Below are 26,462 nucleotides of genomic sequence, written 5' to 3' on the forward strand. Positions count from 1 at the left end.
GTGTCTGGAATGCCGACAATGCAGACCCCCCTTCACTATTATATTAAGATTTTGTAAAGGGATGTTCGTTTCCGTATTTATCCATGTTCATGTTACAATACAAAGAACTGAACCAAGGAGAGAAGTACGATGGGTATCCTCAATCCGCGCTTAGTTCACCAGATTTTCAGAGGTATTTGGGTGGCTTTAATCATAGCTGGAATCGCCTACGCTTTCTACTACGTTATTCCACTGATTTATCCTTTTATTTTTGGCTGGATTTTGGCGCTTATGCTCAATCCAATTGTGAATTTTTTTCAATTCAAGCTCAAATTTCCGCGTTGGCTTGCCGTCAGCTTTTCGATGCTTCTCTTTTTAGCGGCCATGGTTACGGCCATCACCCTGCTAGTTGCCAATATTGTTGTGGAATTAGGATCTCTTGCGGATACCCTGCAGCTTCAAATTAACCGTTGGGTGGAGCAATTCAATGTGTTTATCAATTCAACAGCTTTCCAAGATTGGATCGAGAAAATCAATGAGTTTTTTGAAAATAACCCCAAATATCAGGAAACCGTTAATAACAACCTCTCGTCCACAGCAGGTTCAATTGCTGATGTGAGTAAATTTATTATTAATTATGTCTTTAACACGCTCAAAAGTTTGCTTACCTCGCTACCGAATATTGCAACAATTACCATTATCATCATGTTAGCTACCTTCTTTATAAGTAAAGACTGGTATCAACTCATTCAAAGATACAAAGGCATTTTCTCCGATCTCATTGTGAAAACCACGCAGTTGATTCGTAACGATTTGCAAAAAGCACTGTTCGGGTACATACGCGCACAGCTTATCCTGGTATCACTGACAGCATTGGTTGTCATTATCGGATTGTTAGTCCTACGTGTCGACTACGCGATCACCATCGGCTTACTGACAGGTTTGGCAGACTTGATGCCTTACTTGGGAACTGGCGCGGTCATGGTGCCGTGGATCCTATACGTGTTTTTTGCACAAGGCAATCTGGTTCTGGGGATCGGACTTAGTGTCCTGTACGGCGTCATCGTGATAGCCAGACAAATTATGGAGCCTAAAGTACTCGCCTCCTCCGTCGGTCTTGATCCTTTGGCAACGTTAATTGCGATGTTCGTGGGGCTGAAGCTGTTCGGGCTCCTAGGGCTCATTATCGGCCCTGTTTCCCTAATTCTCATCTCCGCTTTTTATCGAGCACGAATCTTTCATGATATCGCTACTTACATAAAAAAAGGCTCGGCACCTTCTGAATAAGAGGGTCCGAGCTTTTGTTTGTGATAATTTACTTGCGTGCGGCTTATCTACGGTTAATCCAGTGAATATTGCCTTTGCTAATTTGTCTTTGGATCAATGCAAGCAGCATGACTTTGAATATCGGTCTCGTATATGGAAAAACAAGCAGAAAACCGAAGATGTCCGTTATGAAACCTGGAGTAATCAACAAAATACCGCCTAGGAAAATACAAATCCCGTCCAGCAGATGCTGTGCCGGCAATTGCCCTTGCGACCATTCAAATCGAGCGTACTCCAATACTTTGCGCCCCTCACGCTTAGCGAAATAAATGCCCAGGAAACCACTTAACAAGATAAGCCCGAATGTCGTCCAACCGCCGATAAAATGACCAAGCGCAATCAGCACAGAAATTTCAATGGCAGGCACTATGATGAAAATAGCAAGAATGATACGAAGCATAAGCCCATCCCCTTTAAGAGTACTTAGATAACAGCTGCCACAATTCCGGCGCTTCCTTCTCTATACGTACTGGCCTCCAAGAAGGATTCACCCAAACATGCCGCGTTGTTCCTGTTACAAGTAATTCCCCCGAATTCTCTTCTACGCCTTTCGCCGTATCCTCGTTCACTTTACGAATCTCATAGGCAAAATGGAGCCGCACCGAGGTCATCTCCAGCACGCGAGTGTTAACACTTACCAAATCGTCGTAACGAGCCGGCTTCTTAAACTTCAGATCCGCTTCTACGACGGGTAGCAGCAAACCTTGCTCCTCAATTCTGCTGTAAGGATAGCCAAGCTCCCTGATCAGCTCTGTTCGTCCGATTTCGAACCAGTTCAAATAATTGGCATGGTACACAACGCCCATCTGATCCGTTTCCGCATATCGCACGCGCAGCTGGTGCTGATACCAGTGTTCCTCGTTCATGATTATGCATTCCTCCTGAGATATCGTTATATGCTAAGTATAACATAGTGGATGGAGGAACTCTCTTTTGGGCGAATTATAGTTCCCTTGGCAACAAAAAAGAGGCCATCCAGATGGGTCTTATCAGCCCTTTCTAGATAGCCTCTTCGTTTATATTCTACAGAACGCTCGCTTGTCCAGAGTAGATAATGCCTACTTCTGGATAGATCGAAACTTCTGTACCGTCTTTAATGAGTTCAACCGCGTTCTCAACGCCTACGATAACCGGGATGCCCAGGCTTAGCGCAACAACGGCCGCATGAGAGGTGATCCCGCCAACTTCCGTAATCAACGCGGAAGCTCTTTGTACAGCCGGCATGTATTCTTTGTCTGTAGTTACAGTAACTAGCACGGCTCCATCAACCATTTTGGAATTTGCTTCTTCAGGTGTGCGAGCTGTGACAACGATACCCGTAGCCGTTTGCATACCGATACCTGTACCTTTGGCAAGCATCTCGCCAACATGGTGAACTTTGATCAAGTTCGTTGTTCCAGAGCGTCCAACTGGGACACCTGCCGTGATAACAACGATATCACCCAAGGACACGAGACCTGTTTTGATGCTGCTATCCACTGCAAGGTTGAACAACTCGTCTGTCGTTTTGGCTTGTTCGCTCATTACAGGGATAACACCCCAAACTAGAGATAAACGACGGATCACTTGCTCGCTTGGTGTAATCGCGATGATCGGTGATTTTGGACGGTATTTGGATACCATTCTTGCTGTATATCCACTTTCCGTAGCTGTCAAAATCGCTTTCGCTCCAAGCTCCAGTGCCGAGTTAGCTACGGCTTGAGAGATAGCTTCCGTAACTGTAACTTGTTGTGCTTGTGCTTGACGAAGAAAGATTTCTTTGTATTCCAAAGCTTCTTCTGCACGCTCAGCAATACGAGCCATCGTTTGTACGGACTCAACCGGGTATTTCCCAGCAGCTGTTTCTCCGGACAACATCACCGCATCGGTTCCGTCGAACACGGCGTTTGCCACGTCACTTGCTTCTGCGCGAGTTGGACGCGGGTTGCGCTGCATGGAATCAAGCATCATCGTTGCCGTGATAACCGGTTTACCAACGATGTTACATTTTTTGATCATTTGTTTTTGAACAACCGGCACATCTTCAGCTGGAATCTCAACACCAAGATCTCCACGAGCAACCATCAAACCATCGGAAACTTCGAGGATTTCATCCAGATTGTCTACGCCTTCTTGGTTTTCAATTTTACTGATGATTTGGATGTGCGTTGCATTATGTCTTTCCAGCAATTCACGAATTTCCATAACGTCGCTAGCTTTACGAACGAATGAAGCTGCGATGAAATCAACACCTTGCTCGATACCGAAAATAATATCGTTGGCATCTTTTTCCGTAATACCTGGAAGGGAGATTTTCACGCCTGGCACGTTAACGCCTTTTTTACTTTTGATTGTTCCACCGTTGACGATACGGCACTCGATTTCAGTTCCGCGAATGTCAACGACAGTAAGACCAATCAAACCGTCATCGATCAGAATCGTGGATCCTACTTCAACGTCCCGCGGCAGATCCGAGTAAGTAACGGAGATACGGTCTGCATCTCCCAGAATTTCTTCTGTTGTTAAAATGATGTGCTTGTCCTGTACAAGCTCAATCGGTTCTTCTTTCAATTTACCGGTACGGATTTCCGGTCCTTTCGTATCAAGCAAGATAGCTGCTACTTTGCCAGTCTCAGCGGATGCAGCGCGAAGGTTGCGGATACGTGCGCCATGCTCTTCAAAATCTCCGTGGGAGAAGTTGAGACGGGCAACATTCATTCCCGCTAACAAGAGTTTTTTCAAATTTTCTTGTGATTCGCTTGCTGGTCCAATGGTACAGACAATTTTCGTTTTACGCATGGTTTCCCTCCTGAGTGAATGTGAACCGACCAATGTCTCTAAATTTACGGTAACGGTCCTCTAACAGCTCCTGTTCGGTCAAGCTTAGCAAAGGCTGAAGCTGTTCCCAGATCGCTGTTTTAATAAATTCTGCTTGTGCAGCCAGATCACGGTGTGCGCCGCCTTTTGGCTCTGGGATGATGCCGTCAATAACGTTCAGATCCTTAATGTGATCCGCCGTAATTTTCATTGCTTCTGCCGCATGTAAAGCTTTGGAAGCATCTTTATATAAGATGGAAGCCGCGCCTTCCGGACTGATAACCGAATAAATCGCATTTTCCAACATCAACACCTTGTTGCCGACTCCTAATGCCAACGCGCCGCCGCTGCCGCCTTCACCAATAACAATACAGATGATCGGCACGCGAAAAGAGGCCATTTCCAGCAAATTTCTGGCAATCGCTTCTCCTTGACCACGCTCTTCAGCAGCATTCCCAGGGAATGCGCCCTTCGTATCAATAAACGTAATAATTGGACGGTTAAACTTGTTCGCTTGACGCATCATGCGCAGCGCTTTACGGAAACCTTCCGGGTGCGGACAACCGAAGTTGCGAGCAATATTATCCTTCGTATCTTTCCCTTTTTGGTGCCCTACAACCGTAACGGGAATGCCGTTAAATTTGGCTAGTCCACCTACAATCGCAAGGTCGTCTCCATACAAGCGATCTCCATGAAACTCTATGAAATCAGTAAAAATAGATAAAATATAATCAATCGTCGTCGGTCTTTGCGGATGACGAGCCAATTGCATTTTTTCCGCAGAAGACATACTTGCATAAAGTTCATCCTCAAGCTCTACGTATCTTTCTTCCAAACGGCGAATTTCTTCTGAAAAGTCAATTTGCTTCTCTGCTCCAAATTTACGCAGCTCAGCAATTTTGCTCTTTAGTTCCGCCAGCGGCTGTTCAAACGGCATTTCACCCGCCATAAGTCGCCTCCCCCTTCACTCCGTGCATGTCCAACAGCTTGATTAACGTAGGTCGCAGATCCTTACGGGGTACGACCTTATCGAGCTGACCATGCTCGAGATTGAATTCTGATGTCTGGAAATTGTCCGGCAGCTTTTGTTTAATGGTTTGTTCAATAACACGGCGGCCTGTGAATCCAAACGGTGCTGCTGGTTCAGCGATAATAATGTCGCCCAGCATCGCAAAGCTTGCGGATACACCGCCGAAAGTCGGATCCGTGATGACGGAAATAAAGAGCCCGCCTTCGTTGCTCAGCTTGGATAAGGCTGCGCTTGTCTTGGCCATTTGCATCAAACTAAGAATGCTTTCTTGCATACGAGCGCCACCTGAAGTGGAATAAATAATAATAGGAATTTTCTTCTCGATGGCAGCCTCAACAGCTCTCGTAATTCGCTCTCCTACAACGGACCCAAGTGATCCGCCCATGAAATCAAAGCTCATCGCCGCAATCACAACCGGATAGCCGCCAATGGTGCCTTCACCGGTAATAATCGCATCTTGTAATTTCGTCGTGCTCTTCGCTTTATCTAATTTCTCAACATAATCTGGAAACTGTAAAGGGTCCTCAGAAATCATATCCGCATCGTATTCCAGAATCTGGCCTTCATCGAGCGTTAATTGAATACGTTCCAATGCGCTTAAACGATAATGGTAGCCGCAAGCTGTACATACTTTTAGGTTTTTCTCTAGCTCTTTACTCGTTTGAATGGTACCGCATTTCGGGCATTTATTCATTAACCCTTCGGGAATTTCCCTTTTTGTTTTCTCGGAAGGAATCGTTGCGTATTTACGCTTTTGAAATAAATCCTTTAGCACATTTCCACCTCTAATTGGCTGTTATCGTGAATCTCTGACAAGCCAGGTTACTTGCTTCTACTTTTCATTATCTATGTAAAATAGAATTGAGTACTTCTTGTACTTCTTCAACTTCCCCTGCGGGAACGACAATTTCGAACTGATTTTTGGATAAGGAAATACCCCTTACTTGTACGAGAAATCCTTCTTCGGTCAGCCTCTGTTTAATCCGCTCTGCAATTTTCGCGGTAGGAGCTATGTATATCACCGTCCACATGAAAAAAAACCTCCTATGAAGTACTGCTACATGGATTAGGGCATTTAGTACGATGATAATATACATCCTGTAATAAGCATAGGCACACACAATGGAATAATGATATCATAATTTCTCTTTTTCCCGCAACAGAGCACGTTCATGAAAAAAAAGTGAAGTCTGAACTAACAAGTTAGTCCAGACGTAATTTACTGCTATAATCAGGCGCATGCTCATTCTGATGAGCGATTCTGGCAGACGCTGCAGCCGCTAATCCGCAAATTAAATCATCCAGAAAAACATGCACAGCGCTTTTATCATCGTTGAGACTTCGAATAATTCCCATTTTTTCTTTGTCCAGGTAGCCAAAGCTGGTTAATCCAATCATTCCGTATACATGTACTATGCCTAGAGCCAATGTTTCATCGACACCAAACAAGGGTTCATCTGCCTCAAGGATGGATTGCAAAGGTTCAGGCAGCAGTTTCTTCTCTGCCAGCTCATCCAATGCAATGCCCGTGTACAGCGTGTACTGCACTTCCCGTTTGGCAAGTACAGCCATTACACTGTCGGTGCACTCTTGTTCCGTCAGATGATCATTATAGGGCTTCTGCAGCTTGAACACAATTTCGGAAATTTGTTCCACCGTCACACCGCGTTTTTGCAGCAATTGGATCATATGTTGTTCGGTCATAAGTCCCCCTCCTACACATGGAATGCCCCTGAAATGCCGGGTTCCTATTCATATGCGGAGGAAGCATGCTTTATTTCACCCTCACGGAATCTTTACCCATGATCGTTTCAATCATCCGGATCAGATCCTTGGAGGGATCGATTAAATATTGGTCGCTCAGGGCCAAAAGCTTGTTGCTGCTTTCGTAGAAAAGCGCAACGGCGAGCGGCCCTTTGTGCAGCTTGAGCAGCGCCTTCAGCTGCAAGAGCTTATCCGGCTGCTCGCAGTCAGCCGAGATCTTGACGAACACCCGCTGCGGCTTCGCCTCAGCAGCGGCTGGCTGGCGGCCCGCTGACGGGGCCGCTTGCTTGAACGCGGCACCGCTGCGCGCAGCCCCGGAAACGGCAGCCGCGCGAGCAGGCTGTTCGCCGGCTGCGCCAACCGCGCGCCTAGGCGCCCCAGGCTGCCGGCGAAGGCGCTGAAGGGCCACCGGGTCGTCCAGCGCGGCCACCTGATCGGCGAGCAGCTTGGGCGGGTCCTCGTCCTGAAGCTGCAGCTTCGCCTTAACGAGGACGAGTCTGCCCTTCTGCACGAGCGGAGCTGCGTGCTTCCAGGTCTCTGGGAAGAGTACCACCTCGACCTTGTCGATGCGATCCTCCAGCTCCATGAACGCCATGGGCTGCCCCTTCTTGGTAATGATCGTCTTGTGCGAAAGGATCATCCCGGCTACAAGAACTTCGCTGTTATCCGGCAGCTCAGCGAGCTGGTAGACCATGGCCGCGTCCATCTCCTCAAGAGACTGTGTGTAGGCATCCAGCGGATGCCCCGAGATATACATGCCCAAAAGCTCCTTCTCCAGTTCCAGCTGCTTGCTTTGCGGCATAACCGGAATGTTCGGAAACTCGACTTCCCAATTCGGCTCTTCGACGAAGCCGAACAAGTGAAGCTGCAAGTCATCTCGCTCCTTGCGCCATTTTGTAGCGGAAGCGATCGTTTCGTCCAGAATGGCCATAAGCTGAGCACGGTGACCTCCCAAGGAGTCGAACGCTCCGCCTTGAATCAATGATTCGATGACCCGCTTGTTGCAGACCCGGAGATCAACACGTCTACAGAAATCAAGCAAACTCTCGAAGGAAGACTTCTTACGTTCAAATAAAATGGCATCGATCGCTTGCGTGCCTACATTTTTGATGGCCGCAAGCCCAAACCGGATCGCTCCTGTTTGAGGATCCGGTGTAAATACCGTTCCGCTCTTATTCACATCCGGCGGAAGAACAGCGATTTTCGTCCGCCTGCACTCATCGACATATTCAGCCACCTTCCTGTGATTACCCATCACAGCAGTTAACATGGAAGCCATGAAATAAATCGGGTAATGCGCTTTGAGATAGGCGGTCTGAAAGGCCAATACCCCATAGGCCGTAGCATGCGCTCTAGGAAAGCCATAGTCGGCGAAACGAACGATCATATCGTAGACATGATTCGCTTCTTCCGCACTAAACCCTTGCTGCAAGCTGCCTTTCACGAAATGGGCACGTTCTTCGTCGAGTACTTCCCGCTTCTTTTTGGAAACCGCACGCCGTAACAAATCCGCTTCACCTAAGGAGAAACCGGCCATCGAAGAGGCAATTTGCATAATTTGCTCCTGATACACGATAATGCCGTACGTATCCCGAAGAATCGGTTCTAACGTCGGGTGCGGATAAACCACTTCCACTTGACCGTGTTTACCGTAAATATACTTGGGAATGAACTCCATCGGGCCCGGGCGGTACAACGCAAGAACGGAGATGATATCTTCAAAAACAGAAGGCTTCAAGTCCTTCAGCACCTTGCGGACACCCGCAGACTCCAATTGGAAAACACCGGTCGTTTCCCCTTTGCTCAGCATGCCGTAAGTGACCGCGTCCGCGTCCATATCCAGCCCATCAAAATCCAGGTGCAAACCTTCCATTTGGGCAATCCAATCCACGGTTCGTTCAATAATCGACAATGTTCGTAGACCTAGAAAATCCATTTTCAAAAGTCCAATGGCTTCCAAATGCTCCATCGTATATTGCGTTAGCGCCGTCTGAGTCGTCCCTTCTTGCAGGGGGACATACTGCGTGAGCGGCTCTCTGGAAATGACAACCCCTGCCGCATGCGTTGATGCATGGCGCGGCATGCCTTCTACACGCATGGCCATTTCAAGCAGTTCAGCAGTCTTGGGCTGTCTGGCGACTAGCGACTTGAGATCCGAACTTACCTGCAGCGCCTCCGTCAACGTCATGCCGAGCTGATTCGGAATGGCTTTCGCCGCGCGATCTACGTCTCCGTAAGGAACGTTCAACACACGTCCGACGTCTCTGACCGCCGCTTTGGCCGCCATCGTTCCGAAGGTAATAATTTGGGCTACATGCTCATGCCCGTATTTGGCAACGACGTAATCAATGACTTCATCCCGCCGTTCATCGCTAAAATCGATATCGATATCGGGCATTGTAATCCGCTCCGGATTCAAAAAGCGCTCAAATAGCAGCTTATATTGAAGCGGATCGACATTGGTGATGCGCAGCACATAAGCGACAAGGCTTCCAGCCGAGGAACCCCGCCCTGGACCCGTCATGATATTTTTCTCATGGGCAAAACGAATGAAATCCCATACGATCAAGAAATAATCGGAGAATCCCATCTTCTCAATGACGCCTAATTCATAAGACAAGCGTTCTTCCGCTTGTTTCCTCAGCGGCGAGTCCAGCTGCTCCCATTCCGGCTTTGCCCCATACCGCTGATTCAAGCCCTTCTCGCACAGCTCTCGCAAATATTCGACTGAGGTAAGCTGCTCAGGGATAGGACGGAAACTTGGCAGAATCGACTTGCCAAACTCAAGCTCGAGCTCGCAGCGCGAAGCCACAACAGCCGTATTGGTCAGCGCTTCGGGCACATGGACGAATAAACGCCGCATTTCCTCTTCGCTTTTCAAATACATTTGGCTTGTTCCCATTTTGAGCCGATCCGTATCATCCACGGTTTTGCCAGTACCAATACAGATCAGAATATCCTGCATAACATGATCCGGCTCTGTCACATAGTGCACATCGTTCGTCGCAATCAGCGGAATGCCCGTTTGCTTGCTCAGCTCGATCATGGAAACCATGACTTTTTTCTGCTCAATCATGCCGTGATCTTGAATTTCCAGAAAGAAGTCATCCCCGAAAATACGTTGATATCGCTCCGCTGCCTCTCTAGCTTCATCGTGCCGGTTATGCAGCAAATGCTGCGAGATCTCGCTGCCTAAACAGGAACTCAGACAGATAAGTCCTTCGGAATGCTTGGATAGATGTTCCAAATCAATGCGCGGTTTATAATGAAAGCCTTCTAAATGCCCAATCGAGCAAAGCTTCATCAGATTCTGATAACCTCGGTAGTTCTTGGCAAGCAGAATGAGGTGATAGATCGGCTGTTCTTGTCTTGTCCCTTTGTCGCGAATGGAGCCCGCTGTAAAATAAACTTCACACCCAATAATGGGCTTAATGCCACGCTGCTTGCACGCTTTGTAGAAGGCAATAGCTCCGTACATCACACCGTGATCCGTCAAAGCCAGAGAGGTCATGCCCAGATTAGCTGCTTGTGTAACAAGCTCCTCCATGCGTGCGGCACCATCCAATAAACTGTATTCACTATGCACGTGCAAGTGTACAAACGAACTCATCAGCATTTCCTCCCTGCTCTCATTTTATTCCTTACATAGTATCATATTGTAGACGTGCATTCCCATACATTAAGTATAGAGAGTCTGTCCTCCATAACGGATGGGAAAGGAAGCGGTAAAGTCATGGGAATCTTTTGGGCAAATATTATTTTGTACTTCTGCATTGCTTTCGGGGTCGTCTTCGGAGGCAGCATGTTAAGCGGCATTGCAGCTGTGCTGACCCTTCAATCACCGACGGAGAAAATGATGACTGTGGCTGAAAATATTAAAATCTGGGCCATGGTGGCTGCAGTAGGCGGCACAATTGATCCGATACGCTATATAGAAAGTCATGTAGCCATTGGACATTTGAATCCTGCGATCAAACAAATCATTCTCATTGTCGTCGCCTTCGTGGGAGCGCAGATCGGCACCTCGCTCATCCAAATGATATGCAAGGGAGGCCACCAGCCTTGAGGGTTCCTCCTTTTGCCCGCTATCAGCGCTTGCTTGCGAACTTCGCACTGATGGTTTCGGGAGCCATCATTGGGAGCGCGGTCTATATGAGCATTCATCAGCATACCTATACGCAGTTATATGTGGAAATGCATAAATATCTGCAAGAAAATCGTGATTTGCGAGCTGATATCGACAGTTTGAACAAAACAAAAAATAAACAATCCTTAATTAATGTCGTCAATGTGCATCTAGTTCCCAAAAATCAGGACGAGCTTATTAGCGAAGATATTCAGAAGGAAATTGAGAGTGATATCAAAAGCGAGCTCAAGCTCGTCATCGGCCAGAAAGCCACTTATGTCAAAGACGCTCAACCGCTCTATGAGAAGTTGATTACTCAAAAAACCTACGTTTTGCATGATAAAAAATATATTGTTGAAGTAAAATCGATTGTGTTAATTCAAACGGAATTGACGGTTTGGATCACCGCCCAAGAGAAGCGAACTTAAGCATTCGGCATGATCAATGCGAGATGTGATTGCATTCTCCGCCCAAAATCGCTAAAGTTAACAGTAAACTCGCTTAAAAGGACGGATGAACCACATGTTCGCGATTCAAGTTTCTTTATTTTCTCTCATTTGCCTGCTTCTTGCCCTATCGGTCTTTTTCAGCTTTCGGGCGCGCCGTGAAAAGGAACCCGCCAAACGCGGTCTTTACTCCGCTCGCATGAATATTTGCATGGGCTTGATGCTGGTAATGATTGCCATCACGCAGCTCTTCTTCTTCAGTGAATCCAGCTTCCGCCGGATCTTCGGCACCGTACTGGTCTTGCTCGGATTGTTTAACTTATTCGCAGGCATTCGCAATCACGGGCACTTCGATCGCCTGCTGCGCTAGATGACTTGGGCAGTCAGCATCGCTTTGGAAACCAAAGACCCGGCATGATAAATTTCCACATCAATTTTGCCAAATTTACGGCTCACCTCAATGATGGTGGGTCGTATTTCTATTTTAGAATCAATCTGCAGCGGTTTGAGGAAATAGGTGGACATGTTGTCCATGACAAGGTCGCCTTTTTTAAATTCCTGTACAATGCGATAGGCCGCTTGGGTCATTAACGTTGTAAGAACTCCCTCTGATACAGTGCCCAGATGATTTGTCATCTGAGGGGTTATGACACCATGAAACTGCAGTGTTCCCTTCTCATCTCTGACCTCTTCCAATCCGGACCAAATCAAATCCTCGAACGTTTCCCCGTTCTGCGGCTGCTTCTGAATATACTGCATCGCTTTGAGCACATCGCTACGGTTCAGCACGCCCACCATTTTGCGGTTCAGATCCACAACAGGCAGCAGTTCGATGCCCTCCCACACCATCATGTGGGCAGCAGAAGCTACCGAAGTCTGCGGTGTGACCGTGAGCGGGCTGCGCGTCATGAGTTTATCGACCGTCTGCAAAGCGTTCGCCCCGACCATATCCTTGGACGTCACAACGCCGATAATGCGATTCCACTCATCGACGACCGGAAAACGGCTGTAGCCTGTATCCTCCGACAGTCGCTGCCAATCTCTCAGCGTGCTGTTCGCCTTGAGCGCATAGAGCGAGGCGCCCGATGCCAAGATATCCTCGACGAGCATAATCTTCTTCTTAATCAAACGGTCGTAAATCGCTCTATTAATCATAGAGGCGACTGTAAATGTATCGTAACTGCTTGAAATGATCGGCAGCTCCAGCTTGTCGGCCAGCAGCTTCACTTCTGCGCTGGTATCGAATCCACCTGTGATCAGCACTCCTGCGCCATATTCGAGTGCGCAACTGTGCGCTTCGTTCCGGTTTCCAACGATAAGCAGGCTTCCCGCTTCGATATATCGCATCATGGCGTCCTGCTCCATCGCGCCAATGACGAATTTATTCAGCGTTTTGTGCAGTCCTCGCGAGCCGCCAAGCACCTGTCCGTCCACCATGTTCACGACTTCTGCAAAAGTGAGCTTATCGATGTTTTGCCGCAGCTTTTTCTCCACTCGCACGGTTCCGATTCGTTCCTTGGTTGAGACGAGACCTTGATTCTCCGCCTCTTTGATCGCCCGGTAAGCCGTGCCTTCACTTACTTCCATGTTCTTGGCAATTTTGCGAACGGAGATTCGACTGCCGAGCTTCAAGCTTTCTATATGACGTAAAATTTGTTCATGTTTCGTTAACGCATCCACGGATTGAGTATCCAACTGTTACACCCCATTCGCCTGTTCCTGTACTACTCTGTACTACTAGTATAAACGTTCGAAAGAGCAAGAACAATCCGAACTGCATCTATAATAAGAAAAATCCAACCCTATAGGATTGGATGCTTCATTTGTATTATACCAAACATATGTTCGTTGTCAAAAGGTAAAGCATAACATCGTCCGTGCCTGGCTATTTACGAAATTGCAGCATTTTTCTGCGGCCTTGAACGAGCTGCTCCAGCTGCCATTTTTTCATCCGATTAATGCGCTTAAGCTCTCTGCGCTTCTCTTCATCCACACCCAGAATCTGATGCAAATGAGACGCAATTACGAGCAGCGCCATAGCGATCCAAATGCTGCTAAAAATCATCGGCAGGGAGCCAACTTCCCGCAGCTGCAATTGGGGCAGCGAATAAATCAGCATGCCTAGCGCTACGCTCATGTACACGACATTCTTAAAGCCTTTCAACCTGATCACACTCCTTTCGCCTGATGAACTCTCAAGCCTGTCTTCATGGTCCTCATTCATATGTATGAGACAAGTTCTTGCAATATGAGTTCATCTGCGAAAAGAATCTGTTTAGACCTCTCCGAAGCCCTGCGAGTTAAGGAAAGCTTTCATGTGCTCGCGCGGACGCTGCGCCTTGCCCGCCATCTCCTTCGACCACGTCGTATCGACTTTGCCTCCCGTACGAACGTGCATGTAGTCGCGGATCGTCTCGTCATACTGACGAACCGCTTCTTCGTTATCCGTATACCGATTCTCGTGGTATACGGCTTCCAGAGGGAGCCGCGGCCGCTGCAGCGGCTCTTGATCCGGCGTGCCGATGCACATGCCGAAGATGGGATACACCAGCTGCGGCAGGCCCAGCAGCTGGGCGACCTCAGCGGGCTTGTTGCGCAGCCCACCAATGTAGACGACGCCTAGCCCGAGCGACTCGGCTGCTATGGCTGCATTTTGCGCAGCGAGAGCAGCATCGACAGTGGCAATGATGAAATTCTCCGCATTGCCGGTTATCGGCGTATCCACATGCCGGTGTGACGCCTGCGAATAACGCTGCAAGTCCGCGCACCATACGAGAAACACCGGACATTCGCTGACATAATTCTGATTGCCGGCGAACGCGGCAAGTTGGCCTTTTAGCTCGCTATCCGTTACGTGAATGACGCTATATGCCTGCATGTTACTGGAGGTTGAAGCCGCTTGAGCGGAAACCAGGATGTTTTTTAGCTGCTCGTCGGTGACAGGTTGATCCGTAAACTTGCGAATCGAGCGATGATTTTGCAATAACTGAATGATTTCGTTCATATTGATGCAACCTTTCTCCCATTAGTATACTTTTAGTTACTATGGCACTAAAAAGTGGGTACTTGAAATTAATTATAATACAACCGATACTAAGGTACATAGTTTTGCCAAACAATGCAACCTAACTTGGCAGCAAATATCTAGATATCTAGATATTTATATTATTGGAGGTGCATCATCATGAAAACAGATTTATTTTCTCCCTATGAGCTGAAAGGCTTGCAAATTAGAAACCGCATCGTGATGGCGCCGATGTGTCAATATTCCGTTACAGCTAAAGATGGAAAACCTAATGAATGGCACTACGTCCATTATCTCACACGGGCAATCGGAGGCACGGGTCTGCTTATTATGGAAATGACGGATGTACATCCGGACGGCCGCATCACAGATCATGATTTGGGTATTTGGTCGGACGATCATATCCCTGCATTTGCCAGAATCATTGACGGCGTTCATGCGCATGGTGCAAAAATCGGCATTCAGATTGCCCACGCAGGCCGCAAAGCAGAGGACGCGGAAGTTCCTGTCGCGCCGTCGGCTATCCCTTTCCCGGGTGATGCCTACAAAATGCCACGGGCATTAACAACGGATGAGGTCCGGGATATCGTGAAGCTGTTCGGCGACGCGGCCCGTCGCGCGGTGCAAGCAGGCGTTGATACCATCGAGCTGCACGGTGCTCACGGTTATTTGATCCATCAATTCCAGTCGCCGCTTACGAATAAAAGAGACGATGTCTATGGGCAAAATCTGGCCCAATTCGGCGTGGAAGTCATTCAAGCGGTGAAAAAAGAAATGCCTGCTGATATGCCGCTTATTTTCCGTATTTCTGCCGTTGAATACGCAGACGGCGGTTACGATATTGACCACGCCATCGAGCTTGCCAAAGCGTATCAAGCCGCAGGCGTCGATGCGTTTCATGTGAGCTCAGGCGGGGAAGGCCTTGCAGGGCAGCGCAAACCGGGTAACTCCTCCGGTTATCAAGTGCCTTTCGCGCGGCAAATTCGCGAAGCGCTGCAAGTGCCGGTCATCGCCGTCGGCCTGCTGGCGGATGCGGAAATGGCGCAGTCCGTCATCGTTAACGAGGACGCGGATCTTGTCGCCATCGCACGCGGCTTGCTGCGCGATCCTTATTGGGCGACGCATGCTGCCGTTCAGCTAGGGCATGCGCATCCCTATATCCCGCGGCAGTATCAGCGCGGGTATTGATTACTTGCCTGGCGTTGTACTTTTTGGCCTCTTCGCTCCCCTACGTTGTACTTTGTACAGCTTAGGGATCGTGAAGTAGCTGATTGGGGCTGGTTTAGCTGAAATTAGCAAACTATCGAACTGTAGTTCCCATCACGAATGGAAAATGTGCCTTTTCAGGCAAATAACGGACTATCGTTCCCCGAAACATAATGAAATAGCGCCCTGGAGCTCCCTTCGCTGAATGAGAAAGCGCAACGCGCTTCGAATTCAGCGCTACTGAAGGGCTTGGTGGTGAGGTTCGACCTCACCATCAGAACCAAGTTGGCTGCGCGGCCAACAGAGCGCAACTACAGTCCACTATTTCGGTGAATAGTGGGATCATGGCAGCTCCAGGGGAACTGCAGGGCCTTATTTCTTCACATTTGGCTGGTCTTTAGCCAAATATGAAGAAATAAGAGCCCCCAGTTCCCCTCCGCGCGTAAAATGGCGCATTTCGATGAAATAGCGCCCTAGAGTTCCCTTCGCTGAATGAGAAAGCGCAACGCGCTTCGAATTCAGCCTTACTGAAGGGTTTGGTGGTGAGGATCGACCTCACCACCAAACCCAAGAGATTACGCGCCCTATCGGCAGAGCCCACCGCATTCACTCAAAAAAAAGACAGTGCAGGAAACACACCTGCACTGTCTTTTTCATCAAAACCCCATCAATTTTCTTGCCTTTCGATACAGCAGCGTTAATAACCAAGGAATAGCTACAATGAGTACCAGCACGATAGCGTTGTACAAATGGAAGAGCACAATAGAGCCCGGCGTATGCACTTTATATTTCCACAGAGAAAGCAGCGCTGGATGCATCAGGTACACGCCGAACGACACGGAGCCGAGTGAGACAAAGAAGCGGCCGACTGGCGCTGCTTTTTGCAAGAGCCATTTGCCTACCCAGATGAAGCTGATGCCGATTCCGATGCTATACAGGAGCCAAAGCACCTCAAACCAAGTATTCTCAAACGAGTATCCTTTAAGGCCTAGCAGATAAAGTGCCGTATAGACAAGGCCACTGAGGATCGAAGCCGGAATGACCCAGCCTTTGTTTCGTTCCAGCCACGCGCGAAATGCTCCATAGTTCATGCCGATCGCACCTCCGATAAGGAAGTACGCAAAATAGGTGATGCACAGCTCCGGTTTGTGGTCGATAGTCCCGAACCAATGGCTGTATATGTACACGCCGGCTTGAATCGCCAGCCCCCAAAGCGCCAGCGTTTTGCGGAACCAGGCCGCATTCCTCACAGCCCAAACCAACAATGGAAACAACAAATAAAACTGCACAATAATGATCATGAAATACAAATGATAGCCGGAATCCGCCCATTTTAACTGCTCCAGGAACACACGTGGTTCCAGCTTGAATGGATGCCCTGGTGTCCATAGCCACGGATTATAAATATAGTAGAAAAACGACCATACAATATAAGGAACAAGGACCTGCCTGACCCGCTTCCAGTAAAAGACACCGGCCTGCTTGGCGCTCCAATTATCCGTATAAATGTAGAAAAGCACAATTCCGCTTAAAAAGATAAACACGGGAACTGCAAAGTAACTCATTTTGTTCAAAAATAAGACGAGCAACTGCGAACTGCTGCCCTTCAAAGTCGGATCTACCGTCCAGTCTGCCGTGACGTGGATCGTGACGACAGCCAGGATAGCTATCGCTCTGACGATATCCAGCTCCGTGATTTTTTGTTTGGCCATATCGGTTTCAGGTCCTCTTTTCGTATTCAACAATCCCCTTTTACTATAGACAGTTTCGACACATTTCGCAACTTTTTACATGGCAAAAAGCCCCTATTTCATTGAAATAGGAGCCTTCTAGGCGCTAGACGGAATACGTCTCCTTTGTTCTGGCCACTTGTTTGCGAGGACGTACAACAGCACGTAAAACAGTTAAACCAATCAAGAGGAGCGCTGTAATCACATACATCGTTTTGATCAGGATGCTCGAACTATCCGTCCCTATAAATAATCCATGAATCAGGGATAACACAAAAATAGGATACGATAGCAAATGGAAAGCGAACCAAAGCTTCTTCTTCAGCTTCTGACGGATATCGGTTGTGAAGATTAACAAGAGCAATCCATACATTGCTATCGAGCCGGTACCACTCAATACCGCAGAATGCTTGGCCGCGAATGGAACAAGGATCTCCTTCCAATCATACGGCATGAAAGTATCGATGACCAAAAGCACGGTATGCAGTAAAGCTAAACAAGTGCCCAAATGATTCGCATATGTATGCGATCGAAGAAGCCGCGCCTTCGTTTGACCCTTCCACTGAGGAAAGCTATACGCAATGCCTAGCGCCATCCCCATGAATAGACTGAGATAAGACAAGATGCCAAATACGCGAATTAACATCCAAATGGGTAAATCTAGCAGGATTTGAATCACTTTTACTCCCTCCTAACCTTTTCAAACATGCACAAAATCTGCTTCAAGCCCTAACCATTGACCCGTGGATTTATTCGCACACGGATTCACATGATGGAGCGTTCCATCCTCTGTATAAATGAGAGCTTCCAACCGCTGCGCATGGCGTCTAAAAAGGGGTAGGCCTTCTTCCAGCCCACGAATGCACATGACCTTAGCCCATATTTCGCAATCAACCAAATGCTCCCCCACGACAGAGCACTGAATCACAGATGAGCGGCTAGGCTTCATCGTACTGGGATCAATGAGATGATGCATACTACCTCCGCTGTTCCGCCAACTTCTCTTTTGCGTGCTCGAGGTAGCAACTGCCCCATCTACTAGCAAGAGCAAAAGATCATCCGCCCGATGTATACGACTGTTATTAGGTCTATCAATAGCAATCACCCACGGATCCGTATCTGTTGCGCCTCCCCATACTTCAACATCACCACCGGCATTCACGAGGCCTCTTTGCATTTGCCGCTCGACGCGAAGTAATTCCGATAACCCCTGAACGGTCCAACTTTTTACAATGCCCCCTAAATCCATTTGCTGATTACCAGGAAATCGTACGGATGACATGGCCGTGTCCAAATCTATCTGTAACCGATCCTCTGATAAAGGTAGCAGCGAATGGTTGCAGGCTTCTGCGCATTCATCATCATTTGATATCGTTTCGAAACTACGTTGGTAACCAGCTTGCTCAAGTGCAGGAAGAATGAAAATATTAAACGCTCCCTCCGTCACTTCAAAATAATGCTGGCACAGCTCAAGTACATTCGCCATTTCATCTGATATCATGCAACGGCTTCCTGAGTTCCTATTAAGCCGGGAACATTCGCTTGATGGCAAAAACCTGCTAAACCGCCGTTCTGCCTTGGCAAAATAAGATTGGATAAGCGGCTCAAATTCAGACATCTCATGGCGTGCAGCCAATATCACTTGAATTTGCGTGTTCATGGAACGAAAGCTTGACTCCTGGAGCATAAAGACCATCTCCTTGTTTTTATGAAGCTTGACTTCTAGTATGTGCTTTCAACTGTGGCTGTGAAGATTCGGCACCTCCTGTGGAGCCTGTTGATCCGGCGGACCCTGCCCCCGCTGCCATCCGGTCATGGTTTCTTCCCCGACGGACTGTATTCTCTGCTCCCCGATTGTTAGGAGCATCCTTCTGAGCCGTTACCGTAGCCGAATTATCTTTGGATAGAGCAGCTGCGGAGACAGCCGCTAGAAATTGCGGGCTATCTTTCACTTCTTGAAATAAATAGAAGAGGAGAACCCCAATGACGATCCCCATTTGCCATTTTGTCCACTTGGACTTTTTCATTCCTATCGCCCCTCCTAACTAATGGCCTAATCTTAACTTCATTATATTTGTTAGTTGTTTCACTTACCTGAGAAAAGCCTTAACAACAACTGAAACTTAACTGAATGGATAACGCATTCGACTTTGATATACACAAAGAAAGGCTACCCAGGTAAGTAGATCAACTACTTCTTCCTGAATAGCCTTACATTTATCTTCTATTTGAGGATCTTCTATTCGAGTATCTTTCTTCTACTGCAACATCGCTTGCAACGGCTCCGCAATAATGCGCTGCACATCCTCAAGCACTATCGATAAACGGCGTTCCGCATCAAATAACTGCTTAATCCCCGGATTCAGAGCGAGTACGTCATACAGCTTCTGCAGCTGCTCCATCTCCTCTTCAGGCGGCATCTCGCCTACAGCCATTTTCTGTTGAAGTTCATTTTGACGCGAGCGAAAATCTTCCAATAAGTTTTTGCTAGACGCATCCTGATTAATCTTCGAGCGAATCTCCAGCATATCCTTGTATTCGCTGCTTTCTTTAATCGCTTTTGCCAACTCATACGCTCTATCGTGTACGTTCATTTCCATGACCTCCTAATTTAACCCAAACTCGGTTGGGCTCTTCCTCCAAACAGTTTCGACGACATACCAAGCACCAAGGGATATATGTCCTCATATGATGGAGTAGTTTACTTTGCTTAAACAGCAATGCCATTTTTGATGCTGGAAGGAGTGTTCGCTATTGACCAGGACGAAAGTCGGAATATCCATTCAAGGCACCAGCATCTATTTGGATGATCGGACCGTTGTTCTAAGTGAAGCCATTGCAAGAAAATGGAAAGTTCCGTCCAATCAATCGATGACTCTGCGCTTCGGCTCTGCCAAACAGGATGTCAAGGTCGTCACCGCCGCTACATCGAACAGTTTACGGTTCAATCCTGTCCTCGCTACCAAGATCGGTATTCATCAAGGGGCGCAGCTCAATATCCATTATAGGCAAAATGTGGGCACTTTGTCGATTGGACCTTTAATTGGCGTGATGATCAGCCGCGTTTATACAAGTTCACACGACCGCCCATTTGGTGCGATTACCGCTTTTTGTAAAGAAATGACCGACGCATGTGAACGTTATGGGGCTGTTGTCTGCTTCTTCCCGCCTGGTGAAATGCAAGCGAATGCCAGTTCCATTTCCGCATATGCGTATGCCAATGGTTCCTGGAGCAAAAAAATGTTTCCGATCCCCAATGTGATCTACAACCGGCTTACTTCGCGCAAGTATGAGAACTTGCCGAATGTTCAACAATTTTTGAAAGATGCTAAGACCCGTTATGGAACCGAGGTCTTCAATGAGAAATATTTGAACAAAACGGAAGTGTTCGAAGCTTTGCGCAAAGATAGTTCCCTTCATGGGTATTTACCGGAATCCTACCTCTTCAAAAATTATCAAATGTTAAAATCGATGGCCTCCCGCCATCCCGTTCTATTCCTCAAACCAATTACCGGCAGCTTGGGAAAAGGAATTATTCGCATTCGCCGAGAGCCCGGTGACGTCTATACGTGTCATTATACGAATCTAACCGGTGTTCGCAAACAGACGTTTCCTTCCCTTTCTGCTGTCTTTCAAGCGATATCCGGCAAACTCAAGACCCAGCGCTATCAACTGCAGCAAGGACTTGATCTTATCACAACAGACGGCAGATCGATTGATTTCCGTTCGCTTGTCCAGCGTGGGGCCAAAGGGGAGTGGGCCATCACCTCCATTGTCGGCCGTATTGCCGGATCTCAGCATTTCGTCTCCAACCTTGCACGAGGCGGCAGTCTGACCAATGTGGTGGGCGCACTTGCCAAAACGCCATTTTCTTCAGCCACTCGTGTCTCTGTAACGGCTCGATTGCGCAAGGCCTCTATCGACATTGCCAAAGGGATTGAAGCCCAAATCCCGAGTCATTTTGGAGAGCTGGGGATCGACCTTGCTGTAGATAAAATGGGGAAGGTCTGGCTGCTTGAGGTAAACTCCAAACCTTCTAAGGATGATAATACGCCATTAAACACGGACAAAAAAATAAGACCTTCCGTGAAACAACTCGTGCAATACGCCAAATTCTTAGCAAAGATTTGAGGTGGAACTATGCGGTTAAGCACCAAACGTCCCTTGCTCGGGATTATGGTCACAGAATTGAAACGGGAACTGCCTTTTGCCAGCTCAGGCTTTTATCAGCATCTGACTTATTATGGCGCCCGTGAAGGTCTGGACGTCGTCGTGTTCTCACCGAATCGCATCGACTGGAAAGGGCATACGGTACGGGGTTACACCTACTTGACGGAAACGAAGGAATGGGTGCCCAAACTCGTTCCGCTGCCCTCACTGATCTATGATCGATGTTTCTTTAACAATAAACACAGCTATGAACAGTATCAGTACCATGTGAAAAAGCTGCGCGAATCCCCTCTAATACGCTTCCTGGGCTATGGACTGGGTGGAAAATGGGAAGTCGATCAAATTTTGCAGAAAGATCGTATGATCAGCCGTTACTTACCTGAAACGAACTTGCTCACAAGCGGCAGCGCTCTTAGAAATTGGCTTCAAACTAGGGAAGATGTGTTTCTTAAACCACAGGGCGGCAGCCAAGGAAAGGGTGCCCTGCATCTTCACAAAGAAAACACGATGAACGGAAAAAGCACCTACCATATCAAAGGTCGCAATGCTCACAACGGGCTCGTCGATCACCAATTTCATGATTTCTATTCCTGTTGGCAATGGCTGCGTAGCTCTATCGGCAACAGGCCGTACCTGATGCAAGAATATCTGCACCTGCATTCTTCAGAAGGAATGGCTTATGATATTCGCTCTCTCGTCCAAAAGAACGGTTCCGGCATATGGGAGAGCACCGGCATGGCGGTTCGTGTCGGCAAACCTGGCAGTGTGACTTCCAATCTGCATGGCGGAGGAAGTGCTGAAGAGGTTTCCGCCTATCTAACCAGGGAATTCGGCGATACCAAGGCTAGTGAGCTCATAGCAACACTAACCATGCTCTCGAATCGAATCCCCCCGCTTCTGGAAACCCATCACGGACGATTGGCTGAGCTCGGTATCGATCTTGGGATCGATACGTGGGGGCGCGTCTGGATTCTCGAAGTGAATTCCAAGCCAGGCAGAACGATTTTCGCGCGCATGCGCAACGAGAAAGCACGGTTGAAATCCATAGCTAACCCTATTTATTATGCTGGATATTTGCTGCACAAAAAGCTGAGTTAAGCTTGGATGGCCGGTAAGTGCCCGGGTAGCGGACGTTATGTCTCGCTACTTTGACACGGAAGCCCCGTAGGGCAACAAGTTTAGGAGGGTAACCTAATGAGTTTGACAACGTGTATGCTCCACGCCGTACAACGAACAGATAGATCGGTCTACTTAACAAGTGAAGTCGTCAAAGCTTTACGGTTAACCGGTACCAAATCGATTACTGTAAAGGTCGGCAGCAAAACAGCCACCCTACCGATCCGCCTGATTAAAAAAAGTGGTCAGCATATGTACATTCCGCTTTCTTTGATGGCTTCTCTGCGAGTTCCTCGCTCGGGGAGCGTAATGGTCGCGAGCGCGAATAACAAAGAACTGCGCATCGGACCGCTCATCGGCGTTTTAACGAATATTGTAGGAGGTTCATCTCCCTTTGGTACAAAAACCGGGTTCATCCGTCAGGTTTTAAATACAGGTTCGAGCAAATCTTTTATTTTCGCTTTCAGCCCGAAAGGGGTCAATTGGGTACAGGAAACCGTTACGGGGATCATTCCCAAAGAAGGCGGAGGCTGGATTCGCAAAACGTTCCCGCTTCCGGATGTCGTCTATAACCGCCTATCCAGCCGTGTAGCTGAGAAGTCGGCCGGGATGGAGGGCTTTAAGGATCGTTTTGTACGCAGAGGCATCCCACTGTTTAACTGGAGCTTTTTTGACAAATGGGATGTGTACAAAATGTTAGCTGGCGACGATGCTTACAAATTCGTTCCAGAGTCCAAGATTAATCCATCTGCGGATCAAATTAAAGAAATGCTCGACAAGCATAAATTCATTTATTTGAAACCAACGGCGGGTAGTTTGGGCATCGGTATTTTCCGGGTGACCTATAACCCGAAACGCGGTTATTTTGTTCGATACCGCAAGGGCGGCAAAAACGTACTCATCCGTTATGGAAAATTCGAAGGGCTTATGCAAATGCTCGGAACTGGACGGGGTCGTCTATCCAATTACGTGGCACAGCAAGGCATCCGCCTAATTGAAATTGACAACTGCCCTATTGATTTCCGCTTCCACATGACGAAAAACGGCAGCAACAACTGGGTTGTCGCCGCCATCGGGGCCAAGAAATCCGGCAAGGGCAGCGTAACCACCCATATCCGCAACGGCGGTCAATTAATGACGCCAGAGCAGGTACTTCGTCAAATCTACGGCAGCCGTGCAGAGAGCGTGCTTAGCAATGCCAAAGAAACGGCGATCAAGCTCGCCGAAGGCATCGAAAATAATTATGACCATTTGCTCGGAGAGCTCGGATTCGATATTGGTATCGATCAAAATGAGAAAATTTGGATGTTTGAGGCCAATGCCAAACCAGGCAGATCGATCTTCAAACACCCTTCATTGAAAGAAGGAGACCTCGCAACTTTACAAAATATTTATGATCACTGCCTTTATTTAAGCCGTTTCCGTGCTAGGAGGGAAAACTAATGGCTTTCTTCCTGCACAACAAAGAGCAGAATCCGAGGCTGGCCATTCTCACCGTTAAGGATAGTAATCGCGTATTTCGAGGGAATTTACACAATTTCCTTGATCTCATTCAGACCGGTGAGCGGCTTGGGGTTGATGTTTACGTCGTGACCACCAAGGATTTCAACCTATCGGGAAATGAAATCCACGGTTATCGCTACAACAACCAAACTAAAAAATGGAGCAGGGAACTCGTTCCCGCTCCTCAAGTTGTCTACAATCGCATTCCTTATCGCAAAATGGAAATGAAGCCCGAAGTGCAACAAACGATTCAAGCTTGCAACCGCAGCTCCAGCGTTCATTTATTCAATTCTTCCTTCTTTAACAAATGGACCTTATTCAGTTGGCTTAATGGAGCCAAGGATAGCAAGCCCTATATGCCCGATACCAAACAATTAAGTTCAGCTGACGATCTGACTGCCCTTTTGCGCAAACACGCCGTGTTGTATTTGAAACCGGTGAAAGGCAAAGCGGGAAAAGGCATTATGCGTATTGACCGAATAACAACGAAAGGTCAAACCCAATACCGGCTAAGCCGTCAGGTAGATAAGCAAATGACTTACAGCGTGCATCATTCCACTTCCGAGCTTTGGAACGAGTGGAATCGGCACCGCGGCTCCAACGAGTACATTGTTCAGCAAGGCATAGCTTTGGCAAGGTACAAACAGCGGGCTTATGATTTGCGCGCTCTCATCCAGAAAACTTCCAAAGGGGAATGGAGCGTGTCAGGCGTTGGCGCCCGTGTAGCAGGTAAAGCGAGCATCACCACGCACGTTCCACGAGGCGGTTCGATCGATGATCCGTTCAAGCTGCTTTCACAGGGTTTTGGACCAAAAGAAGCAAAAAGCATCCTCAAACGAGTTGAAACAGCTGCCGTCACGCTCGCGACTCAGATTGAAAAATCATCCGGCAATCAACTTGGCGAAATGTCGATGGATATCGGCGTCGATGTTGGAGGCCATATCTGGTTCTTCGAAGCGAACTCCAAACCAATGAAATTCGATGAACCGAAAATCCGCAAAAAATCACTTGAACGTATTATTCGTTATAGCCTTTATTTAATTAATAATGGAAGAAGAAGGTGATTATGCTTGTCTTCACAACGACTGGGCGTACTCGCTATCTATTTAAGCAAAACTCGGCTCGAAGAACTCTCTTACTTTCAAAAGCTAAGTAAAGAAGGTAAAAAGATGGGGGTTCAAGTCGAAGTCTTCTCACCGACCGATGTCGAAGCTGACAACTCGGTGCGCTCATTAACCTATGACGCTTCCTTACGCAAATGGGTTCGCCGCCGCACATCGATGCCGCCTGTCATTTATGACCGTTGTCGCTACAAAGCAGCTGCGAACTATCAAATGCTCAAAGCATTTCGTAATCGGCATGCCAAACTGATCTTTCTGAGCAGACCGCTGGCCAATAAATGGTCAATGCATCAAATTTTATCTGAAAATGAAGGCATACGCCCCTTCCTGCCGGTTACCGTGCGATACAGTTCTGTGCAAGAGCTGCTGAAGTTTATAAAGAAGCATTCGCTTGTCTATGTCAAACCGAAAAACGGTACAGGTGGAAGAGGCATCCTGCGCATTGAGCAGTTGGGTCCCGACCTGTTTTTATTGCAGGGAAGAAATCAGCAAAGAACCATCATCGCCCCATACCGCGCAAGTGAAAAACAGCTGTCGATCAAGCTGCATACGCTAAAGCTGAGTCCGGACTATGTGGTTCAACAAGGAATACAGCTTACGCTGAAGGATGGACGCGTGCATGATTATCGGTTGCTCATTCAAAAAAACGGCCGCGGGGAATGGGAAGTAACCGGCTGTGCCGGCCGCATCGGTCCTCACCGCAGCATCACCTCGAACCTGCACGGAGGCGGAAGCGCGGTTCCGCAAGATAAGCTGCTAGCGTACCGTTTCGCTTCACCTGAAAAAACGGAAAGCATTAAGAAAGAAATGAACAATTTCGCCTATAAGCTGGCAGATTTTCTAGAAACGAAATTCGGCAAGCTGTGTGAGTTGGGCATGGATATTGCCGTAGATCCCAAAGGAAATGTTTGGCTGCTGGAAGTCAATCCCAAGCCTTCCCGGGAAGTTTTCCGTAAGATCGGCGAAATCGCTACGTATCAGAAGGCGGTTTCACGACCTCTCGAGTATGCCGTCTGGATGCTAAGGCAAAGCACTCGAAAAATAGAACCGCCTTCTAGCGAGGCATCCAATGAAATGGATTAAGCGCGCAATCGGAAGCAGCAGCACTAAGCTGTAAGGAGCTT

Annotated in this window: 26 protein-coding genes; 10 read left to right on the forward strand and 16 right to left on the reverse strand. The window is 47.9% G+C overall.

Going from position 1 to position 26,462, the window contains the following annotated elements; genetic code table 11:
- The first annotated feature begins 129 nt into the window (after positions 1–129).
- Complete coding sequence (gene ytvI, locus RQP52_RS29500; protein WP_127457420.1) at positions 130–1,266, forward strand: sporulation integral membrane protein YtvI; 1,137 nt, start codon at positions 130–132, stop codon at positions 1,264–1,266.
- A 43-nt stretch (positions 1,267–1,309) separates the two neighbouring features.
- On the opposite strand, the gene RQP52_RS29505 is transcribed toward ytvI, so the two are convergent.
- The 8 genes from RQP52_RS29505 to RQP52_RS29540 form a co-directional block, all read right to left on the reverse strand.
- Complete coding sequence (locus RQP52_RS29505; RefSeq protein ID WP_315955151.1) at positions 1,310–1,705, reverse strand: FxsA family protein; 396 nt, start codon at positions 1,703–1,705, stop codon at positions 1,310–1,312.
- Between the two features lie 13 nt (positions 1,706–1,718).
- Positions 1,719–2,171, reverse strand: coding sequence for an acyl-CoA thioesterase (locus tag RQP52_RS29510; protein ID WP_315955152.1), 453 nt, complete (start codon positions 2,169–2,171; stop codon positions 1,719–1,721).
- Between the two features lie 157 nt (positions 2,172–2,328).
- Positions 2,329–4,083 (reverse strand): pyruvate kinase, encoded by a 1,755-nt coding sequence (gene pyk, locus RQP52_RS29515; RefSeq protein WP_315955153.1) that lies wholly within the window; start codon positions 4,081–4,083, stop codon positions 2,329–2,331.
- Positions 4,076–5,050 carry an acetyl-CoA carboxylase carboxyl transferase subunit alpha gene (gene accA / locus RQP52_RS29520; protein ID WP_315955154.1) on the reverse strand — a complete coding sequence of 325 codons (975 nt, stop codon included), beginning with the start codon at positions 5,048–5,050 and terminating at the stop codon, positions 4,076–4,078. The genes pyk and accA overlap by 8 nt, the downstream gene beginning before the upstream one ends.
- The gene (gene accD / locus RQP52_RS29525) at positions 5,040–5,906 is read right to left on the reverse strand and encodes an acetyl-CoA carboxylase, carboxyltransferase subunit beta (protein WP_315955155.1); all 867 of its coding nucleotides are present in this window, start codon (positions 5,904–5,906) and stop codon (positions 5,040–5,042) included. The genes accA and accD overlap by 11 nt, the downstream gene beginning before the upstream one ends.
- A 67-nt stretch (positions 5,907–5,973) precedes the next feature.
- Positions 5,974–6,162 (reverse strand): hypothetical protein, encoded by a 189-nt coding sequence (locus RQP52_RS29530; protein ID WP_057307280.1) that lies wholly within the window; start codon positions 6,160–6,162, stop codon positions 5,974–5,976.
- A 172-nt stretch (positions 6,163–6,334) separates the two neighbouring features.
- A complete protein-coding gene (locus RQP52_RS29535) occupies positions 6,335–6,835 on the reverse strand; it encodes a phosphatidylglycerophosphatase A family protein (protein ID WP_315955156.1) in 501 nt (166 codons plus the stop codon).
- A gap of 70 nt (positions 6,836–6,905) precedes the next feature.
- Positions 6,906–10,505: a DNA polymerase III subunit alpha gene (locus tag RQP52_RS29540; protein ID WP_315955157.1), complete on the reverse strand. Its 3,600-nt coding sequence runs from the start codon at positions 10,503–10,505 to the stop codon at positions 6,906–6,908.
- 123 nt (positions 10,506–10,628) lie between these two features.
- Between RQP52_RS29540 and RQP52_RS29545 the strand changes: the two genes are divergently transcribed.
- The 3 genes from RQP52_RS29545 (at position 10,629) to RQP52_RS29555 (ending at position 11,837) form a co-directional block, all read left to right on the forward strand.
- Positions 10,629–10,961, forward strand: a complete 333-nt coding sequence (locus tag RQP52_RS29545) for a YtrH family sporulation protein (protein WP_315955158.1) — start codon at positions 10,629–10,631, stop codon at positions 10,959–10,961.
- Entirely contained in the window at positions 10,958–11,449 is a 492-nt protein-coding gene (locus RQP52_RS29550) for a hypothetical protein (RefSeq protein ID WP_157322955.1), read from the forward strand. The genes RQP52_RS29545 and RQP52_RS29550 overlap by 4 nt, the downstream gene beginning before the upstream one ends.
- Positions 11,450–11,543: 94 nt before the next feature.
- Positions 11,544–11,837, forward strand: coding sequence for a YtpI family protein (locus RQP52_RS29555; protein ID WP_127458088.1), 294 nt, complete (start codon positions 11,544–11,546; stop codon positions 11,835–11,837).
- On the opposite strand, the gene RQP52_RS29560 is transcribed toward RQP52_RS29555, so the two are convergent.
- The 3 genes from RQP52_RS29560 to nfsA all read right to left on the reverse strand — a co-directional run bounded on the left by RQP52_RS29560 (position 11,834) and on the right by nfsA (position 14,471).
- Positions 11,834–13,162 (reverse strand): DRTGG domain-containing protein, encoded by a 1,329-nt coding sequence (locus RQP52_RS29560; RefSeq protein WP_315955159.1) that lies wholly within the window; start codon positions 13,160–13,162, stop codon positions 11,834–11,836. The genes RQP52_RS29555 and RQP52_RS29560 overlap by 4 nt on opposite strands.
- A gap of 190 nt (positions 13,163–13,352) precedes the next feature.
- Positions 13,353–13,640, reverse strand: coding sequence for a hypothetical protein (locus tag RQP52_RS29565; protein WP_307719955.1), 288 nt, complete (start codon positions 13,638–13,640; stop codon positions 13,353–13,355).
- 102 nt (positions 13,641–13,742) lie between these two features.
- The gene (gene nfsA / locus RQP52_RS29570; RefSeq protein ID WP_315955160.1) at positions 13,743–14,471 is read right to left on the reverse strand and encodes an oxygen-insensitive NADPH nitroreductase; all 729 of its coding nucleotides are present in this window, start codon (positions 14,469–14,471) and stop codon (positions 13,743–13,745) included.
- Positions 14,472–14,651: 180 nt separating this feature from the next.
- Between nfsA and RQP52_RS29575 the strand changes: the two genes are divergently transcribed.
- A complete protein-coding gene (locus RQP52_RS29575; RefSeq protein ID WP_315955161.1) occupies positions 14,652–15,680 on the forward strand; it encodes an NADH:flavin oxidoreductase/NADH oxidase in 1,029 nt (342 codons plus the stop codon).
- Between the two features lie 674 nt (positions 15,681–16,354).
- Here RQP52_RS29575 and RQP52_RS29580 read toward each other — a convergent pair.
- From RQP52_RS29580 to RQP52_RS29600, 5 genes are all read right to left on the reverse strand, one after another.
- Positions 16,355–17,440 (reverse strand): acyltransferase, encoded by a 1,086-nt coding sequence (locus tag RQP52_RS29580; protein ID WP_315955162.1) that lies wholly within the window; start codon positions 17,438–17,440, stop codon positions 16,355–16,357.
- A gap of 94 nt (positions 17,441–17,534) precedes the next feature.
- Entirely contained in the window at positions 17,535–18,107 is a 573-nt protein-coding gene (locus RQP52_RS29585; protein ID WP_315955163.1) for a ferric reductase-like transmembrane domain-containing protein, read from the reverse strand.
- A gap of 21 nt (positions 18,108–18,128) precedes the next feature.
- The gene (locus RQP52_RS29590; protein ID WP_315955164.1) at positions 18,129–19,124 is read right to left on the reverse strand and encodes an FAD:protein FMN transferase; all 996 of its coding nucleotides are present in this window, start codon (positions 19,122–19,124) and stop codon (positions 18,129–18,131) included.
- Positions 19,125–19,134: 10 nt separating this feature from the next.
- Positions 19,135–19,455 (reverse strand): hypothetical protein, encoded by a 321-nt coding sequence (locus RQP52_RS29595; RefSeq protein WP_315955165.1) that lies wholly within the window; start codon positions 19,453–19,455, stop codon positions 19,135–19,137.
- Between the two features lie 231 nt (positions 19,456–19,686).
- Complete coding sequence (locus RQP52_RS29600) at positions 19,687–20,022, reverse strand: YlbF family regulator (protein ID WP_315955166.1); 336 nt, start codon at positions 20,020–20,022, stop codon at positions 19,687–19,689.
- Positions 20,023–20,182: 160 nt separating this feature from the next.
- Between RQP52_RS29600 and RQP52_RS29605 the strand changes: the two genes are divergently transcribed.
- From RQP52_RS29605 to RQP52_RS29625, 5 genes are all read left to right on the forward strand, one after another.
- Complete coding sequence (locus tag RQP52_RS29605) at positions 20,183–21,559, forward strand: YheC/YheD family endospore coat-associated protein (RefSeq protein ID WP_315955167.1); 1,377 nt, start codon at positions 20,183–20,185, stop codon at positions 21,557–21,559.
- Between the two features lie 9 nt (positions 21,560–21,568).
- Complete coding sequence (locus tag RQP52_RS29610; protein WP_315955168.1) at positions 21,569–22,696, forward strand: YheC/YheD family endospore coat-associated protein; 1,128 nt, start codon at positions 21,569–21,571, stop codon at positions 22,694–22,696.
- Between the two features lie 96 nt (positions 22,697–22,792).
- The gene (locus tag RQP52_RS29615) at positions 22,793–24,157 is read left to right on the forward strand and encodes a YheC/YheD family endospore coat-associated protein (RefSeq protein WP_315955169.1); all 1,365 of its coding nucleotides are present in this window, start codon (positions 22,793–22,795) and stop codon (positions 24,155–24,157) included.
- The gene (locus RQP52_RS29620) at positions 24,157–25,281 is read left to right on the forward strand and encodes a YheC/YheD family endospore coat-associated protein (RefSeq protein ID WP_315955170.1); all 1,125 of its coding nucleotides are present in this window, start codon (positions 24,157–24,159) and stop codon (positions 25,279–25,281) included. Before RQP52_RS29615 ends, RQP52_RS29620 begins: the two co-directional genes overlap by 1 nt.
- Positions 25,282–25,287: 6 nt before the next feature.
- Positions 25,288–26,421 carry a YheC/YheD family endospore coat-associated protein gene (locus RQP52_RS29625; RefSeq protein ID WP_315955171.1) on the forward strand — a complete coding sequence of 378 codons (1,134 nt, stop codon included), beginning with the start codon at positions 25,288–25,290 and terminating at the stop codon, positions 26,419–26,421.
- Positions 26,422–26,462 lie beyond the last annotated feature (41 nt).

The sequence above is a fragment of the Paenibacillus violae genome, assembly GCF_032461945.1.
Lineage (GTDB): Bacteria > Bacillota > Bacilli > Paenibacillales > NBRC-103111 > Paenibacillus_E > Paenibacillus_E violae.

What these genes read in the sequence shown, in the direction of transcription:
- ytvI (WP_127457420.1), top strand. Translation starts at nt 130, where the DNA reads ATGGGTATCCTCAATCCGCGCTTAGTTCACCAGATTTTCAGAGGTATT.
- RQP52_RS29505 (WP_315955151.1), bottom strand. Translation starts at nt 1,705, where the DNA reads ATGCTTCGTATCATTCTTGCTATTTTCATCATAGTGCCTGCCATTGAA.
- RQP52_RS29510 (WP_315955152.1), bottom strand. Translation starts at nt 2,171, where the DNA reads ATGAACGAGGAACACTGGTATCAGCACCAGCTGCGCGTGCGATATGCG.
- pyk (WP_315955153.1), bottom strand. Translation starts at nt 4,083, where the DNA reads ATGCGTAAAACGAAAATTGTCTGTACCATTGGACCAGCAAGCGAATCA.
- accA (WP_315955154.1), bottom strand. Translation starts at nt 5,050, where the DNA reads ATGGCGGGTGAAATGCCGTTTGAACAGCCGCTGGCGGAACTAAAGAGC.
- RQP52_RS29530 (WP_057307280.1), bottom strand. Translation starts at nt 6,162, where the DNA reads ATGTGGACGGTGATATACATAGCTCCTACCGCGAAAATTGCAGAGCGG.
- RQP52_RS29535 (WP_315955156.1), bottom strand. Translation starts at nt 6,835, where the DNA reads ATGACCGAACAACATATGATCCAATTGCTGCAAAAACGCGGTGTGACG.
- RQP52_RS29540 (WP_315955157.1), bottom strand. Translation starts at nt 10,505, where the DNA reads ATGAGTTCGTTTGTACACTTGCACGTGCATAGTGAATACAGTTTATTG.
- RQP52_RS29545 (WP_315955158.1), top strand. Translation starts at nt 10,629, where the DNA reads ATGGGAATCTTTTGGGCAAATATTATTTTGTACTTCTGCATTGCTTTC.
- RQP52_RS29555 (WP_127458088.1), top strand. Translation starts at nt 11,544, where the DNA reads ATGTTCGCGATTCAAGTTTCTTTATTTTCTCTCATTTGCCTGCTTCTT.
- nfsA (WP_315955160.1), bottom strand. Translation starts at nt 14,471, where the DNA reads ATGAACGAAATCATTCAGTTATTGCAAAATCATCGCTCGATTCGCAAG.
- RQP52_RS29575 (WP_315955161.1), top strand. Translation starts at nt 14,652, where the DNA reads ATGAAAACAGATTTATTTTCTCCCTATGAGCTGAAAGGCTTGCAAATT.
- RQP52_RS29590 (WP_315955164.1), bottom strand. Translation starts at nt 19,124, where the DNA reads ATGGTCTTTATGCTCCAGGAGTCAAGCTTTCGTTCCATGAACACGCAA.
- RQP52_RS29595 (WP_315955165.1), bottom strand. Translation starts at nt 19,455, where the DNA reads ATGAAAAAGTCCAAGTGGACAAAATGGCAAATGGGGATCGTCATTGGG.
- RQP52_RS29600 (WP_315955166.1), bottom strand. Translation starts at nt 20,022, where the DNA reads ATGAACGTACACGATAGAGCGTATGAGTTGGCAAAAGCGATTAAAGAA.
- RQP52_RS29610 (WP_315955168.1), top strand. Translation starts at nt 21,569, where the DNA reads ATGCGGTTAAGCACCAAACGTCCCTTGCTCGGGATTATGGTCACAGAA.
- RQP52_RS29615 (WP_315955169.1), top strand. Translation starts at nt 22,793, where the DNA reads ATGAGTTTGACAACGTGTATGCTCCACGCCGTACAACGAACAGATAGA.
- RQP52_RS29620 (WP_315955170.1), top strand. Translation starts at nt 24,157, where the DNA reads ATGGCTTTCTTCCTGCACAACAAAGAGCAGAATCCGAGGCTGGCCATT.